This window comes from Sphingomonas sp. DMC8, assembly GCF_056314185.1.
Genome location: NZ_JBQUYV010000004.1, coordinates 277,683 through 293,954, shown reverse-complemented (window position 1 = coordinate 293,954; position 16,272 = coordinate 277,683). Strand labels below are relative to the sequence as shown.

Annotated in this window: 18 protein-coding genes; 9 read left to right on the top strand and 9 right to left on the bottom strand. The window is 66.6% G+C overall.

Features of this window, described 5'->3' with window-relative positions:
* Positions 1-5: 5 nt before the first annotated feature.
* On the top strand, positions 6-1,361 hold the full coding sequence (locus tag ACT53K_RS10880) for a methyl-accepting chemotaxis protein (RefSeq protein WP_476228650.1): 1,356 nt from the start codon (positions 6-8) through the stop codon (positions 1,359-1,361).
* A 2-nt stretch (positions 1,362-1,363) separates the two neighbouring features.
* Here the strand turns inward: ACT53K_RS10880 and ACT53K_RS10875 are convergent, their stop codons facing one another.
* Positions 1,364-2,107 (bottom strand): dienelactone hydrolase family protein, encoded by a 744-nt coding sequence (locus ACT53K_RS10875; protein WP_476228649.1) that lies wholly within the window; start codon positions 2,105-2,107, stop codon positions 1,364-1,366.
* A 140-nt stretch (positions 2,108-2,247) separates the two neighbouring features.
* Between ACT53K_RS10875 and ACT53K_RS10870 the strand changes: the two genes are divergently transcribed.
* The gene (locus ACT53K_RS10870; RefSeq protein WP_476228648.1) at positions 2,248-2,817 is read left to right on the top strand and encodes a pseudouridine synthase; all 570 of its coding nucleotides are present in this window, start codon (positions 2,248-2,250) and stop codon (positions 2,815-2,817) included.
* Positions 2,818-3,320: 503 nt separating this feature from the next.
* On the opposite strand, the gene ACT53K_RS10865 is transcribed toward ACT53K_RS10870, so the two are convergent.
* A complete protein-coding gene (locus ACT53K_RS10865; RefSeq protein ID WP_476228647.1) occupies positions 3,321-3,854 on the bottom strand; it encodes a hypothetical protein in 534 nt (177 codons plus the stop codon).
* A gap of 65 nt (positions 3,855-3,919) precedes the next feature.
* Here ACT53K_RS10865 and ACT53K_RS10860 point away from each other — a divergent pair, with 65 nt between their 5' ends.
* The 4 genes from ACT53K_RS10860 (at position 3,920) to ACT53K_RS10845 (ending at position 6,994) form a co-directional block, all read left to right on the top strand.
* Positions 3,920-4,237, top strand: a complete 318-nt coding sequence (locus tag ACT53K_RS10860) for a hypothetical protein (protein ID WP_476228646.1) — start codon at positions 3,920-3,922, stop codon at positions 4,235-4,237.
* A gap of 141 nt (positions 4,238-4,378) precedes the next feature.
* Positions 4,379-5,212 carry a 23S rRNA (adenine(2030)-N(6))-methyltransferase RlmJ gene (locus ACT53K_RS10855; RefSeq protein WP_476228645.1) on the top strand — a complete coding sequence of 278 codons (834 nt, stop codon included), beginning with the start codon at positions 4,379-4,381 and terminating at the stop codon, positions 5,210-5,212.
* A gap of 146 nt (positions 5,213-5,358) precedes the next feature.
* Positions 5,359-6,063 carry an SDR family NAD(P)-dependent oxidoreductase gene (locus ACT53K_RS10850; protein WP_476228644.1) on the top strand — a complete coding sequence of 235 codons (705 nt, stop codon included), beginning with the start codon at positions 5,359-5,361 and terminating at the stop codon, positions 6,061-6,063.
* On the top strand, positions 6,053-6,994 hold the full coding sequence (locus tag ACT53K_RS10845; RefSeq protein WP_476228643.1) for a 50S ribosomal protein L11 methyltransferase: 942 nt from the start codon (positions 6,053-6,055) through the stop codon (positions 6,992-6,994). The genes ACT53K_RS10850 and ACT53K_RS10845 overlap by 11 nt, the downstream gene beginning before the upstream one ends.
* 12 nt (positions 6,995-7,006) lie before the next feature.
* Here the strand turns inward: ACT53K_RS10845 and phhA are convergent, their stop codons facing one another.
* Positions 7,007-7,888, bottom strand: a complete 882-nt coding sequence (gene phhA / locus ACT53K_RS10840; protein WP_476228642.1) for a phenylalanine 4-monooxygenase — start codon at positions 7,886-7,888, stop codon at positions 7,007-7,009.
* Positions 7,889-7,950: 62 nt separating this feature from the next.
* Here phhA and ACT53K_RS10835 point away from each other — a divergent pair, with 62 nt between their 5' ends.
* Positions 7,951-8,673, top strand: coding sequence for an esterase/lipase family protein (locus ACT53K_RS10835; RefSeq protein WP_476228641.1), 723 nt, complete (start codon positions 7,951-7,953; stop codon positions 8,671-8,673).
* A gap of 14 nt (positions 8,674-8,687) precedes the next feature.
* On the opposite strand, the gene ACT53K_RS10830 is transcribed toward ACT53K_RS10835, so the two are convergent.
* Positions 8,688-8,927, bottom strand: coding sequence for a hypothetical protein (locus tag ACT53K_RS10830; RefSeq protein WP_476228640.1), 240 nt, complete (start codon positions 8,925-8,927; stop codon positions 8,688-8,690).
* 10 nt (positions 8,928-8,937) lie between these two features.
* On the bottom strand, positions 8,938-9,984 hold the full coding sequence (locus tag ACT53K_RS10825) for a glycerophosphodiester phosphodiesterase (protein WP_476228747.1): 1,047 nt from the start codon (positions 9,982-9,984) through the stop codon (positions 8,938-8,940).
* A gap of 78 nt (positions 9,985-10,062) precedes the next feature.
* On the opposite strand from ACT53K_RS10825, the gene ACT53K_RS10820 reads away from it, so the two are divergent.
* Together ACT53K_RS10820 and ACT53K_RS10815 are read left to right on the top strand one after the other, a co-directional pair.
* Complete coding sequence (locus ACT53K_RS10820; RefSeq protein WP_476228639.1) at positions 10,063-10,974, top strand: XdhC family protein; 912 nt, start codon at positions 10,063-10,065, stop codon at positions 10,972-10,974.
* Entirely contained in the window at positions 10,961-11,575 is a 615-nt protein-coding gene (locus ACT53K_RS10815) for a nucleotidyltransferase family protein (RefSeq protein WP_476228638.1), read from the top strand. Before ACT53K_RS10820 ends, ACT53K_RS10815 begins: the two co-directional genes overlap by 14 nt.
* Here ACT53K_RS10815 and ACT53K_RS10810 read toward each other — a convergent pair.
* Genes ACT53K_RS10810 through ACT53K_RS10795 form a run of 4 tightly spaced genes read right to left on the bottom strand, consistent with a single transcriptional unit; the run spans position 11,544 to position 16,261 of the window.
* Complete coding sequence (locus ACT53K_RS10810) at positions 11,544-12,740, bottom strand: ABC transporter permease (protein WP_476228636.1); 1,197 nt, start codon at positions 12,738-12,740, stop codon at positions 11,544-11,546. The two genes, ACT53K_RS10815 and ACT53K_RS10810, sit on opposite strands and share 32 nt — an antisense overlap.
* Positions 12,741-12,743: 3 nt before the next feature.
* On the bottom strand, positions 12,744-13,454 hold the full coding sequence (locus tag ACT53K_RS10805; RefSeq protein ID WP_476228635.1) for an ABC transporter ATP-binding protein: 711 nt from the start codon (positions 13,452-13,454) through the stop codon (positions 12,744-12,746).
* Between the two features lies 1 nt (position 13,455).
* On the bottom strand, positions 13,456-14,787 hold the full coding sequence (locus ACT53K_RS10800) for an efflux RND transporter periplasmic adaptor subunit (protein ID WP_476228634.1): 1,332 nt from the start codon (positions 14,785-14,787) through the stop codon (positions 13,456-13,458).
* On the bottom strand, positions 14,777-16,261 hold the full coding sequence (locus tag ACT53K_RS10795; RefSeq protein WP_476228633.1) for an efflux transporter outer membrane subunit: 1,485 nt from the start codon (positions 16,259-16,261) through the stop codon (positions 14,777-14,779). Before ACT53K_RS10795 ends, ACT53K_RS10800 begins: the two co-directional genes overlap by 11 nt.
* Between the last annotated feature and the right edge of the window lie 11 nt (positions 16,262-16,272).

Below are 16,272 nucleotides of genomic sequence, written 5' to 3'. Positions count from 1 at the left end.
GTAGAATGCTCGCCAAGCGTGATCCCGGACAGTGGAGCGGCGGCGGCCGCTCGGTCGAATCGCATCGCCGCGATTATGACTGGGACGGGCAATTGCTGGCGGGATGCGCCGAACTCGCGACGCTGCTGGACGATGCGCACGAGGCAATTGCCCGGCGCGCACAGCAGCATCTGCTCGGCATGGACCTGCCCGCCGGCTTTCGCGACGCGGTGGCAAGCGAAACGCATGTTCAGGACGGTGCACATTATGACCGGCTGAAGGTCGAACAGCCGTTCAGCGAAGCCTGGGTTTCGGCAGTCTGCGATTATGCCGCGCGCATCCATGCCCATGGCGTGACGTTGCCGGCGATGATTTCCTATTTCGCCTTCGCCCATAGCGAGACGCTGGCAGTGCTGCGCACCAAGCTGGCCGAAGATGCCGCGCGGCTGTGCCGGCTTGCCGACATCGTTCAGCGGCTGGGCATGGCGGAAATCGACCTGATGGCCGGCGCACTGGGGGCACGGGACGCCGAATCGATCGAGCAGGAGCGGCGCGATCGCTCGCAGCGCTTCCGCGCGAGCATCGCCGAATCGATCGAAGGCGCCACGACGCTCGGCACCCGCATTCGCGTGCAGGCGCAGGGCGCGTCCAGTTCCGCCCGCGGCATGCTGGGCAAGGCGAGCGAAGTGGCAGCAGCGGCCGAGCAATCGGCAGTGGCGATGCGCGAAGCGGCGATGACGGCCGCCGGGCTGATCCGCGCGATCGAGGATGCCCGCAGCGAAGTCGAAGCCGCCGCGACCATCGCCACGCGCGCCTCGGGCCAGGCAAGCGAAGCCGTCGGCATGAGCGAGATGCTGTCCGATCACGCCAAGTCGATCGAATCTATCCTGGGTCTGATCCGCGACATTGCCGGCCAGACCAACCTGCTCGCGCTGAACGCCACGATCGAAGCCGCCCGTGCGGGGGACGCCGGACGCGGCTTTGCGGTGGTCGCGCAGGAAGTGAAGAGCCTCGCCAACCAGACCGCCCGCGCCACCGACGACATCGCCGCCAAGATCGCCGCGATCCAGTCGGCCACGCGCTCGACGGTGGAAACCAACGCCTCGATCCGCTCGACCGTCGCCGAAGTGCAGGAAAGCGCCAACCGCATCCGCACCGCGATGGAAGTGCAGGCGCAGACCGTCACCGCGATCACTGCCGCCGTCGACGAAACCGCGCTCGCGGCCGACTCCATGTCGGCCACCATCAGCGCGATCCGCGAAGACACCAAGAGCGTCACCAGCGAAATCGACACGCTGCAGCACGATGTCGCCGAGGTGGACGACCGGCTGAGCGAGTTGCGGGCTGCGGCGGAGAGCTTTTCCAGCTCGGTCGCTGCCTGATCCTATCCCAGCACGCGCCGGTAGAAACCCAGCGCGAGCGCCATCGACTGCAGGAACAGCGCAGGGTCGTAGCGCGGCCCTTCGTCGCGCAGAAAGGCGTGCTGCGCGTTCAGCTCGTGCCATTCATAGGCGATGCCATGCGCTTCCAGCCCGGCGCGGATCGCCTCGCGCCCGGCGAAGGGAATGTGCGGATCCTGCCGCCCCCAGACGAACAGCATCTCGGCACTAAGGTCGCCCATCCGCACAAGGCTGTCATCGGACTTGCCCTCGCCCAGCGTGCCCGAGTGGATGTCGGTCGGGTAGAAGCACGCCGCCGCCGCCACACGCGGATCGAACGCGGCGCGATAGGCAAGGTGCCCGCCCAGGCACACCCCGAAGCTGCCGAGCCTGCCGTTGCACGCCGGATGCGCGGCGAGCGCGGTGAGGGTGGCGGCGGCATCGGCGTCGAACGCGGCGACGGGCTTGGTGAATTTCAGCGCGTTGCCGCGATCGGTACCGGCGGGGTCATAGGCAAGCACCGTGCCGGCGGGCTCATATTCATGATAGACCTCTGGCACGGCGACCACGAAGCCGTTCCCCGCGAGCATCGCCGCCAGCCGGCGGATCGGCGCGGTGACCTGATAGATTTCGGAATAGAGCACGAGGCCGGGGTACGTCCCTTCCACCGCCGGACGGAACCAGTGGATTCGCATCGCCCCGCTGCCGGGAACGGGAACATCGGTGGTTTCGTCGCTGCGCAAGATCATGGGGGCTCCTTCGGGTGCCGGAGGGGGCATCCGTCCGACGCGCCGTAACGCCAATCGCGGACGGTGGGAAAGGGGGCAAGCCCGTCCGGCGGCGGCCTGCGCCGGAAGACAGGGCCGCAACCGGGCGCTATGCGCGCAGCATGGCCCGGCTGCTCCTGTTCAACAAACCCTATGGGGTCCTGTCGCAATTCACCGACCGTGGATCGCCGACCCTGCGGTCGACCCTGTCGGACTTCATTGCAGTGAAGGGCGTCTATCCCGCCGGGCGGCTCGACCGGGACAGCGAAGGCCTGTTGCTGCTGTGCGACGACGGGCGGCTGCAGGCGCGCATCGCCGACCCGCGCTTCAAGATGCCCAAGACCTATCTGGTGCAGGTCGAGGGCGATCCGCAGGAGGCCGAACTGGCGCCTCTGCGAAAGGGCGTACTGCTCAAGGACGGCATGACTCTGCCCGCCGAAGTCGCCCGCATTGACCCGCCCGACCTGTGGGAGCGCGATCCGCCGATCCGTGCACGCAAGTCCATCCCCGACAGCTGGCTGAAAATCACCATCCGCGAAGGGCGCAACCGGCAGGTGCGCCGGATGACGGCGGCGGTGGGCCTGCCGACGCTGCGGCTGGTCCGCTGGTCGATCGGCGACTGGTCGGTCGCGGGGATCGCGCCGGGGCAGTTTGTGGAGGTCGATAGTCGGGACCGGGGCGTGCACGCATAATAGCAGGCTGCATGGATGGAGACCCATGCCCAGCGTCATGCCGGCGCAAGCTGGCATTTCCGGCAGTAAAGCTGTTCCGTTGTCGCCCAGCCCGCAGAGACCCCGGCTTTCGCCGGGGTGACGGCTGGTGGAGACCCGCCGCGCCGGGCCGCGACCACCGAGCAAAGTTTAGGAAGTTTAGGTCCACGCGCGTTTCGGCAGGGATCGCGACGGGCCTGCACGCGGATGCGAAGTTTAGGAAGTTTAGGCCCACGCGTGCATGTGCGCGAGGCAACCGGGTTGTTGATCCGACAGGTTCAAAGAGCGGGCGCCATGCGGGCGCAAGACGAACATATGGAGAACTTTTCTGGGCAAGCAAGGGGCTGGGAGACTGGCTTGAAGTGATGGGAAGCGGACAGGAAGCTTTCGGGAAGGCGGGTGCGATTGCCGACATCGCGGGCTGCCGCCTTTCCCAAAAAAGGATCAAGTTTTGAGAAAACTGGCGCAATGGTATCGAGCGCGACCTACGGCTGCCCCGGCATGATCTGCCCGGTACGATCCTGCATATAGGCTGGCAAACCTGATCGAATTATATCGCAGGCACGATTCGAGCCCCGAATGTCAGTCGGCACCGCAGCCAACGCCTGCGCTGTTTGAAAAGTATAGACATGATCCTTGCTGGCGAGCGCTTTGGCCACCACCCGCACGCTGTCGTCGGGAAGCATGCGCCCATGATAATCGCGGCGATCAATTCCCTCCTCCGTGGCGATAGCATGGAGGAGAAAACTCGCCATGGTGCAGCCCGTCCGCTGCTTGCCGGATTTGCCGTCACGCACGGTCACAAGCACGAAGGACGGCGATGTCGATCCGTTCTCAACCGCAGCTCGAAATTGCGCTTGATCTTGTACGAAACGGTCCTGCGCCGCTGCGCTACCACCCGCCGCTGTCAGTCCAATAACCACCGCTATGCAGATTCTCGCTCGAAGCATGGTCCACACCTTTCCGGTCCGACGATGCAAGAATAGTCGATAGCTGCTGAACCTAAGCTGCATAACCACGTAGCAGTTCCTTGAGAGTGTTTTCGACCGCATGTCGTTCCCACAAACGAACCCATAGCGGGGAGGTGGCCGTGCTGATCGTGGCAAAAGTCGTCCAGAGTATCGGCTTTTCTAAAGTCTGTTCCCGATTGCTCTTTCCCAAAATTGGCCTTCGAGGATGGGGAACGGGAATGATCGGCCTGAACCAGTGGCTGCTTTCGGGAAGAAAGTTTGCCCGCCTGAGCGTCCGGGTTTGGAGCGCTTCCTGCCGTTCTCCATGTACAGGTTTGCGGTCGAAGGCAGCAGCAACAAACAGCACCGATCGCGTCGTTTGGCCGATGCATGGGGAGCGGTGGACGGGTCTGCGGACCCTGCTGCCGGTTGCCGCCGGCAGCGAAAGCTGATTTGAGGCGTCGCGCAGAGGGACTTTGACGGCTCCCGCAAAGCGCTCAGGAGCGCGAGAGCGGTTGCTTCCATCGTCTCGCGAGCGGCTCCATCGCGCAGTGGCGCGTACAAAGGCACATCGGCAGGGTTTCCGGATTTCCATGAACTATCGCCATTCCTTCCATGCCGGCAACAGCGCCGATGTCGTGAAGCACAGCCTGCTGATCGCGCTTGTCCGGGCCTTGCAACAGAAGCCGGGGGCACTCACCCTGATCGACACCCATGCCGGCTGCGGGCTCTATGACCTTGGCGGCGAGCAGGCGCAGCGCACCGGTGAGGCCGCGCAGGGCGTGGTTCGCGCCTTTGCCGACACGAACCCCTTGCTGGACGATTATCGCGCTGCCGTGCGGGCGGTGAATGACGGGGCGGAGGAGCCGCGGTTCTATCCCGGCTCGCCGCAGTTTCTGGCGCAGTTGCTGCGGCCGCAGGATGCGCTGATCCTCAACGAAAAGCATCCCGAGGACGCCCGTGCCCTGCGCGGCGCGATGCGCGGCACGCCGGCGGCGGTGCATGAACGCGATGCCTATGAGCTGTGGCTGGCGCTGCTCCCCACCCGAACGCCGCGCGGTGTGGTGGTGGTCGATCCGCCGTACGAGCAGACCGACGAACGCGAGCGGATCACCGCCACCCTCGCCGCCGCGCACCGCAAATGGGCGCATGGCGTGACGGTGATCTGGTATCCGCTGAAGGACCGCGCGACGCACCAGCAGTGGAAGGGCAAGCTGCGCAGGCTCGGCATCCCGAAGTTCCTGTCCGTCGAGCATTGGCTGTATGATGCCGACCAGCCCGGCAACTATAACGGCGCGGGCCTTTTCATCGTCAATCCGCCCTATGCCTTCACGCAGGCGCTGCCGCCGCTGCTGGAAGCGCTGCGCGCTGCGCTGGCGCCGGAAGGGCACAGGGGCACGATCACCGCGGATTGGCTGGCCGCGTGAACATGCGCATGGTTCCGGGCGAATAGTCAGAGTCTCCGGCGTACGCAGACGCGCGCACCCATCTCCGGCCTCCTATGCGGGGAGGGGCGCGAAATGCCCCACCCGCCGGGGTGACGCGCAGGGCCGCCCGCGCTAGGGCAAGCGCCATGACCCCCCATATCCTCCTCACCGGCAGCAGCCGGGGCATCGGCGCGGCGACGGCGGCGCTGCTCGGTGACGATCCGCGCGTGAAGCTTGTCGGCCAGGGCACGCGGAGCGGTATCGCGGCCGACTTCACCGATCCCGCCGCCCCGCAGCAGCTCTGGCAGCAGGCGCTCGAGGCGCTCGACGGGCGGATCGACGTGCTGATCAACAATGCCGGCATCTTCGAGGCGAACCCGCTCGGCGCCGCCCATGACGACTGGGTCGAAGGCTGGGAGCGCACGATGCGCGTCAACCTCACCGCCTCGGCCGAACTATGCCGGCTCGCCGTGCGCCACTGGCAGGAACGGGGGAGCGGCGGGCGCATCGTCAACGTCGCCAGCCGCGCCGCCTATCGCGGCGACAGCCCGGCGCACTGGCATTATGCCGCCTCCAAGGCGGGTATGGTCGGCATGACCAAGTCGATCGCGCGCGGCTATGCTGCCGAGGGCATCCTTGCCTTCGCCATTTGCCCCGGCTTCACCATGACCGGCATGGCCGAGGACTATCTGGCGAGCCGCGGCGGCGACAAGCTGCTGGCGGACATTCCGCTGGGCCGCGTCGCGAGCCCCGAGGAGATCGCCGCCATCGCCAAATTCTGCGCGCTTGATGCGCCCCCCTCGATGACCGGTGCGGTCCTCGACGCCAATGGAGCCAGCTATGTCCGCTGAGATCGACAGCTGGAAGGTCAGCCTGCCCTGCACCCGCGCCGAGGCCGAGGCGATCGACGCGGGCATGATCGAAATCGACGCGGTGCTGATGACTACCGAGACGGTGGAGGACGATGTCGAGCATTGGCGGCTCGACGCCTATCTCGAAAACGAGCCCGATGCCGCGATGCTTGCGGCGATCAAGGCGCTGGTGCCGAGCGCGGCCGGCGTGGCGCCCGAAGTCGAGGCATTGACCGGGCAGGACTGGGTGACGCTGAGCCAGGAAGGGCTGGAGCCGATCCGCGAGGGGCGCTTCGTCGTCCATACCAGCGCGCATCCCGCCGAGGCGCCGGAAGGCGGGCGGGCGTTCCTGATCGATGCGGGCCGCGCCTTCGGCACCGGGCATCATGCGACGACCTCGGGCTGTCTGGCAATGCTCGACGGGATGGCGGAGAAGCAGTTCGCCAATGTGATCGATGTCGGCACCGGCACCGGCCTGCTCGCTTTTGCCGCCGCCTGGCTGTGGCCAACCGCGCGGATCATGGCGACGGACATCGACCCGGCCGCAGTCGACGTGACGCGCGAAAATGCAGTGGCGAATGGGGTTGAGGGCGTCGAGCTGATCGTTGCCGACGGCGCGCTTTCCGATGCGATTACCGCCCGGGCGCCCTATGATCTGGTGATCGCCAACATCCTTGCCGGGCCGCTCGTCTCGATGGCGCCGGAGCTGGCCGCAATCGCCGCGCCCAGCGCCACGATCGTGCTGGCCGGGCTGCTGGAAACCCAACGGCCGCAGGTGGTCGCCGCGTTCGAGGCATGCGGCTGCGCGCTGGAACTGGTCGACCGCCGCGGCGACTGGACGATCCTGCGGCTGACGGCGGGTGCCGAACGCTATGTGCCGACCACCCCGCCCGCCCCCAAGGGCCGCGACGGCTGGGCGCTGGATATCTGAAGGGGTAGTCGCCTACCCCGTCACTGCCGCGCCGCGGCTACGCGCATAGTCCTGCGTGCCGTGGGTAAGCACCCGGTCGGCCGGTTCGATCGCGGCGATCGGAATCGGCGGCTGGGGAATGATTTCGGCATAGAGCGGCGCGAAATCGGTCTCCACCGTCTGGCGCAGCAATTCGTCGAAGCTGGGGATGACGAAATAGTTCTGCTGGAAGTCGTCGATCCGATATTCGGTGCGCATCACCCGTTTCATGTCGAAGCCGATGCGGTTGGGGCTGTCGCTTTCCAGCGCGAACACGCTTTCCGCCGAGCTGGAGACGATGCCGGCGCCATAGATGCGCAGCCCGTCGGCTTCCTCGACCAGGCCGAATTCCACCGTGTACCAGTAGAGCCGGGCAAGCTGCTTCAGCGCGCCCAGTTCCAGCGCGCGCATGCCGCCCCGGCCATAGGCCTCCAGATAATCGGCGAACACCGGATCGGCGAGCATCGGCACATGGCCGAACACGTCGTGGAACACATCGGGTTCCTGGATGTAATCGAGCTGGTCGGGCCGGCGGATGAAATTGCCGGCGACGAAGCGGCGATTGGCCATATGGTCGAAGAAGATGTCGTCGGGCACCAGTCCCGGCACCGCGACCACGCGCCAGCCGGTGAGCTTCATCAGCCGCTCCGACAGTTCCTCGAAATCGGGAATCCCCGACTCAGACAGGCGCAGCGCCTCCAGCCCGCGCAGATAGGCAGCAGAGGCGCGGCCCGGCAGCAGCTTCGCCTGGCGTTCGAACAGCCGGTCCCAGGTGGCATGTTCCTCGGGCGTGTAGGCGGACCAGCCTTGTGGTATCGTCCAGTCCGGCGCTGCGCCCTCCGGCGGCCGGTCCAGCACATGGGTTTCCTTGTTCATGGCAAGGACATAGCATGGGCGCCAGAAGGGCGAAACGGCGGCGATTACGGAGTGTGCGCAAGATGACCCCGAGCTGGCCCGTTCCCCAATCGGCCGCAGTGCCGCCGCCGCGGCTGGCAATGCTGGCAGAGGCGCCGCGCGCGGCCTGGGGGCTGGCCGAACTGGCCGGCCGCTGGACCGCCCTGGGCGAGGGTCCGCGCGGCGACGGCCGGCCGGTGATGGTGCTGCCCGGCCTGTTCAACAATGACCGCGCCAATGCCGTGCTGCGCCGCCATCTGCGCCGGCTGGGCTATCGCGCGACCGGCTGGGGCCTTGGCCGCAATCTGGGCACGCGCACGACCGGCGCAGCGGGCGAACGACTGATGGCGCAGGTCGAGGCACTGTATCGCGACAGCGGCCAGCCCGTGACGCTGATCGGCATATCGCTGGGCGGAATCATGGCGCGGGTGGCAGCGCACCGGCACCCGGAGCAAGTGCGCGCCGTCATCACGATCAGCTCGCCCTTTGCCGGGCCGCCCGACGCCACCAATGTGTGGCGGCCGTTCGAATGGCTGAGCGGCGAGCGGATCAACGATCCCGCGCTGCTCGCGCAACTGGAGGAAGCGGCCGCGCCGCTCCCGGTGCCCGCCACCGCGATCTGGAGCCGCAGCGACGGGCTGGTCAACGGCCTCAACTGCCGCACCGGCGCCTGCCGTGCGGTGGAGGTCCGCAGCAGCCACCTGTGGGTGCAGATGCGCGCGGCGGTGCTTGCCGCCGTGGCAGAGGCGCTGGCGCAAGACGCCTGAGCGCGCCCGCGCGGCTATTGCTGCTGGGGCTGGCCCTCTTGCTGGCAGCGTTCCGGATGCTTGCGGCATTCCTTTTCACGCTTGCGCATCGCCCGGCCGCGGTTGCGATCGGCCTCGTCCTGGCTGGTGGTCGTCCAGTCGACGACCTTTGCGCCAGCCTTGACCGGCATGGTCGCCACCTTCGCCGCAGTCTTCACCACACATCCCCCCGCCAGCAGCGGCACGAGCAACAGGGCGGGGAACAGGATGCGCATGATATAAGCCTTACTGACCGGATGCGGCGAGGAACCTATCCCGTGCCGGTACGCCGATGGAAGGGAAATCGGTGAAGAAGCCGTCGATGCCGGCCTTCAGAAAGGCGGTAATCTCGTCCGCCAGCCGGCCATGCGCGGCCGGATCGGTACCGGTGCGATAGGCGGGCATCAGGAAGAAATTCTCGGCGCGGAAGGTCCAGGGATGCAGCTTCAGCCCCACCGCATGGGCATCGGCGACCAGCGTGGTCGGCGTGCCGTCGGTGGCGATGATCTGGGTCAATTCCGGCCCGATGCCATAGGCATAGCTGGCGATTGCCTTCAGCCCTTCCGGCGTCGCCATTTCCTTGTAGCTGGCATAGGCATGGTCCGCCGGCCCTTCGCTGCCCGCCATCAGCTGGATCAGCCGCACCTTCGTCATCGTCTTCAGCTTTTTGAGGTTGTTCACCTCGAACGACTGGATGAACACCGGCGCATCCGGGCTGTCCCAGCCGGCTTCCTTCAGCTTCACGACCAGCCGGGCTTCGAGCGGCAGGCCGATCGAGGCGAAATAGCTGGGGTGCTTGGTTTCGGGATAGATGCCGATCGTGCGGTGCAGTCGCGCCGACTCCTTCTTCGCCAGCGCGATGATCTCGTCCAGCGTCGGGATGGTCGCCTGGCCGTCATAGGCGGTGTTGCCGGGGCGGATCTTGGGCAGCCGCTCCTTGGCGCGCAGCGTCTTCAGCTCGGCCAGGGTGAAATCCTCGGTGAACCAGCCGATGATCGCCTGGCCGTCGATCGTCTTGGTCGTCTTGCGGCTGGCGAATTCAGGATGCGCCGCGACATCCGTGGTGTCGGCGATGTTGTTTTCGTGACGGGCGACGAGCACGCCGTCCTTGGTGGGCACCAGATCGGGCTCGATCACGTCGGCGCCGCTGTCGATCGCGCGCTGGTAGGACAGCAAAGTATGTTCGGGCCGCTCGCCGCTGGCACCGCGATGGCCGATGACGATGATGCGGGGCATGGGCTTTTCCATCGGATGATCCTGCCCGAACGCGGCGGCGGGCGCCATCAGCATCATCGCAAGCAACAGCAATCTCGTCACGAAACTCTCCTTTGGCTAAGCGGTTAGGACGCGGATGTGACGGGAGCGGGACAATTGGCCGACAACGACAGCATATTGGCGGCGGCCGATGCCTGGCGCGGCGCGCGTATGGCGCTGGCAACCGTGGTGTCGACCTGGGGCTCGGCACCGCGCCCGCGCGGCAGCCATTTGCTCGTCCATGAAGACGGGCGGTTCGAAGGATCGGTCTCCGGCGGCTGCGTCGAAACCGATATTTTGCAGGCTGCCGCCGAGGTGATTGCCGGCGGCCCGGCGGTCGTGAAGGAATATGGCGTTGCCGACGCAGCGGCGTGGGAAGTCGGCCTGCCCTGTGGCGGCCAGATCGCGGTGCTGGTGCAGCCGGTATCAGCAGAAGGATTCCCGCCCGACCTGTTCGATGCGATCCGCGCCGCACGGGCCGAGGGGCAGTCGCTCATGGTGGCGACCGACCTGGCCAGCGGCCGCAGTACCATCGGGGGCGAAGGCTTTATCAACCGATACGATCCGCCGCGGCGGCTGCTGATTGTCGGCGCGGTGCAGATCGCGCAGGCGCTCGCCGGGCTGGCACGCGAGCTGGGCATCGCCACCACCGTGATCGACCCGCGCGGCCGCTTCCTGACGAGCGAGCGTTTCCCGGCAGTGGCGCTCGACGATCGCTGGCCGGACGAAGCGGTTGCGGCGCTGCGGCCCGACGCGGCAACCGCGCTGGTGACGCTGAGCCACGACCCCAAGATCGACGATGCGGCGCTGATTGCCGCGCTTGCGGCGCCGACCGGATATGTCGCGGCGCTCGGGTCGCGGCGCAGCCATGCGGCGCGGCTGGAACGGCTGGCGGCAGCCGGTGTCCCGCCCGAACAACTCGAGCGGATCGAAGGGCCTGCGGGCCTCGACATCGGCGCAATCGGTCCCGCGGAGATCGCCCTTTCGATCGCCGCCGCCATGGTCCAGCGTTTCCATGCTGACGCCTGAAACCACTGCGCTCGTGCTGCTCGCCGCCGGACGCTCGCGGCGGTTCGTCGACGGCGACAAGCTGGCTGAGCCCTATCTCGGCCAGCCGCTTGCCTTTCACGTCGTCACGGCGCTTGAGAACATGCCGTTTCTCGCGCGCATCGCCGTGGTGTCGGACACGGCGCTCGATTTCTCCACGCGCGGCTTTCGCGTGGTCGAGAACCCCGATCCCGCATCCGGCCAGGCGCAATCGCTACGCTATGGCGTTGCCGCGGCCGAGGCGGTGGACGCGCAGGCGGTGCTGGTCGCGCTTGCCGACATGCCGCGCGTGACGGCAGCGCAATGCTACCGCCTGTTCGATGCCTCGTCCGGCCCCGCGACACTGGTCGCCTCCAGCGACGGCGTGCAGCCGATGCCGCCCGCCCTGTTCGGGCGCGATCACTTCGCTGCGCTCAGCGGGCTGGAAGGCGATGCCGGCGCGCGGACACTCATCCGCCGGGGCCGCCATGTCGTCACCCGACCGGAAGAATTGGTGGATATCGACACCCGCGAAGACCTGGAGGCACTCCGCGCGCGCGAGGCGGGCGAAGCTATTCGTGCCGCAATGCGTCGATTGGATTGAGCGCGGCGGCGCGCCGGGCCGGGAAAAAGCCGAAGATGATCCCGATCAGCGCCGAAATCGCAAAACTCAGCAGGTTGATCGACAGATCGAACTGGAACGGCAGATGCGCCAGCGTCGCCAGCCCCCAGGAAGCGAAAAAGGCCAGACCGACGCCGACCAGCCCGCCAAGGCAGGAAAGCGCAATCGCCTCGACCAGGAATTGCAGCAGCACTTCCTTGCCGAGCGCGCCGATTGCCAGCCGGATGCCGATCTCGCGCGTCCGCTCGGTCACCGACACCAGCATGATGTTCATGATTCCGATGCCGCCGACGAGCAGGCTGACCGCGGCAATGGCCGCAACGAACAGCGTCATCTGGGACATCTGCTGCTGGATGGTAGAGGCGAACTGGGCGCTGTCGAAAATGTCGAAATTGTCGGGCTGGCCGGGGGAGAGATGGCGGCGCTCGCGCAGCAGCCCGACCAGCGCGTTCTTCACGCTTTCGGTGTCATACCCCTTGGCAACCGCAACCTGAATCGCGAGCACATTCTGGTTGCCGACGAAGCGACGTTGCACGGTCTTCATCGGCAGCACCACGGTGGAATTGACGTCGTTGAACCCGGCATTGTCGCGCTTCTTGAGCACGCCAACCACTTCACAACTTACCGTGCCCAGCCGGAATCGCTGACCGACGGGATCTTCATTGGCGAAGAGATTGGTGCGGATGGTATCGCCGATGATGCACACCGATTTGCCGGCGCTCTGCTCGGCATCGGTAAAGCGGCGGCCGCCGGTGAATTCCAGATTCTGCGCGTCGAAATAGTCGTTGCTGGTGCCGGTGATCGAGGCCGTCCAGTTCTGTGCGTTGCGGACCGCCAATGCCGACGCCGATGCCTGGGGCGCGACGGCGCTGACGCCACTCACCTGCTGGCGGATCGCCAGGATATCGGTGTTTTCAAACTGCGGCGGGTTGGTGCCGCCGCGCCGCCCGCCGCTCGGGAAGACGGTCAGCGTATTGTTGCCCAGCGAGCTGATCGACTGCTGCACCGAAGCGGAAACGCCGTTGCCCAGCGTGACCATGGTGATCACTGCAGCGACGCCGATAATGATGCCGAGCGTCGTCAGGAACGAGCGCAATAAATGCCGTCGGATTTCGCGCAGTGACAGGAGCAGCGTAGTGAACAGCATCGCTCAGGCCCCCATCGCAATGCCGGCGGGGATTTCGGTACGCTCGACCAGCCCGTCCTTGAAGTGCACGATGGTCTTGGCGAAAGCCGCCATATCGGGTTCGTGGGTGACCATCAGCACGGTGATTCCCAGTTCGGCATTGAGCTGCTGGAGCAGCTTCATGATTTCGACCGAGCGTTCGCTGTCGAGATTGCCCGTGGGTTCGTCGGCGAGCAGCACATCGGGCCTGGTGACGATCGCGCGAGCGATCGCGACGCGCTGTTGCTGACCGCCCGACAGTTCGGCGGGCGTGTGGTCCGCCCAGCGATCGAGCCCCACTTGCGCCAGCGCCGCCATTGCCGCCTCGCGCCGTGCCCGGCGATGCTCACCACGATACAGCAGCGGCAGCTCGACATTCTCCAGCGCCGTGGTGCGGGCGAGCAGGTTGAAGCCCTGAAACACGAAGCCGAGATAGCGGCGGCGCAGATAGGCGCGCTGGTCGCGATCCAGCTTCTCGACATGGACGCCGCGGAACAGATAGGCGCCCCCGGTCGGCACGTCGAGGCAACCGAGAATGTTCATCGTCGTCGACTTGCCCGAGCCCGATGCCCCCATCACTGCCATGAAGGCACCCGGCTCGATCGTCAGGTCGACGCCTTTCAGCGCCTGAAACGCCGTCGGCCCTTCGCCGAACGTCTTGGTGACGCCCTGCAACTGGATGAGCGGCTCGGTCATGTCAGTCCTGATCGTCCTTGGCGGGCTTGGCAGGACCATTGGCCTGAACGCCGACGATAACCTTCATGCCGGGCTTCAACTGCGCGCTCGTCACTGCGGTGCGGCTGCCGTCGCTCGGGCCGGTCACGACATCGATCTTTTGCGGCTTGCCGTCCTTGCCCACGACATAGACGGTCTGATGGCTGCCACGGCCGATCGACTTCTGCTGATCCTGCCGGTGCGGGCCGAACTGGACCTGCACGCCGGCCTTGGCGCCGGCTTCCTCCGGCGTGAAGCGCAGTGCGCCGTTGGGCACCATCAGCACATTGTCGAGCTTCTCGACGCCGATCGTCGCGGTCGCGGTCATGCCCGGGCGCAGCGTCAGGTCCGGATTGGTGACCGACAATATCGCTGCGTAGGAAACGACCTGGTTGGAGCTGCTGGTCGTGCCGCTGCTGGTGGCCGAGCTGCTCGACGCCGTCGAGGCGGTGAGGTTGGAGCCCAGATCGACGCGGGTGATCTGCGCCGGGAAGGTCCGGCCGGGAAAAGCATCGACGGTAAAACTGGCAGGCTGCCCGACCTTGACCGACCCGACATCGGCCTCGTCGATCGCGACCTCCAGCTTCATCTGGGTAAGATCCCGCGCGATCACGAACATCGTCGGGGTGCTGAAGGAAGCAGCAACCGTCTGGCCTGCATCGACCTGACGCGCGAGTACGACGCCGTCCACCGGCGAACGGATGATCGATTTGAACCGCTGCGTCTGGTTCGACGACAGCGATGCCTGGGCAGAAACGACGTTCGCCTGGGCCGCGCGCAGATTGGCACGGGCGCGTTCGACGGCGGCGCGGGCGGTATCCAGTTCGGTCTTGGCGGGCACCTTGCCGCCCGACAACCGGCTTACTTCCTCCATGCGCCGGAGCTGGGCGACCGACTCGTCCAGCGTCGCTTGCGCCTGCGCAACCGCCGCCTGATTGGCGAGCAGGGTTGCACGGCTCTGGGTAATCGCGTCGTCAAGCCGGGAAGGATCGATGATCGCGATGGGTTGCCCCTCCGTCACCCGGTCATTGACGTCGGCCAGCACCTTGAGGACGAGGCCGGAGATTTCCGAGCCCACCGTCACCTGCCGGGTCGGCGCCAACCGGCCCGTTGCCGACACGGTGACCGCCAGCGCGCCTTTTTCGGCGGGCACTGTGATGTAGCTGGGCGGCGGCTTCGGCGCGAAGCAGCGCGAGACAAGCAGCCCGAGCACCACCACCACGACGGCGATGATGATCCAGCGCAGGTTGCGCCGCCACCAGGGTCGCCGCTTGGTGCCCAGAAAGGCGTTCAGTTCCGGTGTTTCACTGGCCATCGGCGGAGCTGCCTGTCGTCGTGGGGAGGGGTTGGGTGGGGGCGCTGCTGCTGTCCCAGCCGCCGCCAAGGGCGACATAGAGCTGGATCAGCGCAGTCGCCTGTTCAGATTCGGCCTGGGACAAGCCGTTCTTTGCCGAAAGCAGGGAGCTTTCGGACTGGTTGAGGGTGGTAAAATCGGTAAGGCCGGAGCGATAGCGCATCCGCGCCAGCAGCGCCTGGTTGTTGGCTGCTTCCAGCGCGGTACGGAACTCGGTCTCGCGGCGCTGGGCGGCCTGCAACGCGACGATCGCGTTTTCGATGTCCTCCAATGCCTTCAGCACATTGGCCTTGTAGGTGAGGAAGGCCCCATCGGCTGCGGCGCGCGCTGCGCGCACCTGGCTGCGCGTGCTGCCCGCATTGAAGATGGTGTGGGCGATATTGGCGAACAATCGGCCCGAAATCACATCGACTACCGATGCGAGCGAGGCGCTGCCGCTGCTGAGGCTGCCGCCGATCGACAGGCTGGGATAGAGTTTGGCCGCCGAAACGCCGATCCGCGCGGTGGCAGCGGCCAGGCTGCGCTCGGCGGAGCGCACATCGGGGCGCTGGCGCAGTGCATCGGCCGGGATGCCCGCCGCCACGCTCGCCGGGCCGCGCGGAATGGGCCTGCTTGCCTCCAGCATGGGCCGCAGCGCCCCCGGTGCCTGCCCGGTCAGCACACCCAGCCGCGCGACATAGCCGGCATAGCTGGTTTCCAGCTGCGGAATGGTCGCGGCGGTCTGCGCCCGCTGCGCCCGCGCCTGCTCGGCATCGAGCGACGAGACCAGCCCGGCCTGCACGCGCCATTCGGCGATCCGCAGATTTTCGTCCTGAATCGTCAGGCTTTCGCGGGCATTGGCAAGCTGGGCCTGCGTCAGCCGCGCCAACACATAATTGCGGGCCGTCTCCGATTCGACCGACAGCAATACGGTCGCCTGGTCGAAGCCGGCAGCTTCATAGGCAGCGCGCGCCGCATCGACGCCGCTGCGCACGCCGCCGAACAGATCAACCTGATAGCTGGCATCCAGCCCCAGCGAGAAACTGCTGCTGCCGCCCTGCGAGAAGGAGGCGACCGTTCCGTCGGAAAGGCGCGTGGTGGTTGTCCCCCCGCGAAGCGGCTCGCTGCGCGAATAGCCTGCCGAGCCACTCAGCGTCGGCATCAGCCCCGCACGCGCCTGTACCAGCGATTCGCGCGCCTGACGCAGCCGCACCACGGCCTGGCCGATGTCGAGATTGGCGGTCTGCGCCTTTTCGACCAGTTGCCCCAGCATCGGATCATCGAACCGCCCCCACCAGCGGCCGAGATCCTCCCGCGCTTTCTGGCCGGCAGCGACGGAGAAACTGTCGGGTACCCCGAGCGCCTGCGCGGTCTGGGGATGATAGGTGGGGCCCATCGTACAGCCCCCCAGCGGCAGCACCGTGCACAGCAACAGAGCGATCGCGCGACGTGTCATGGCGTTATACA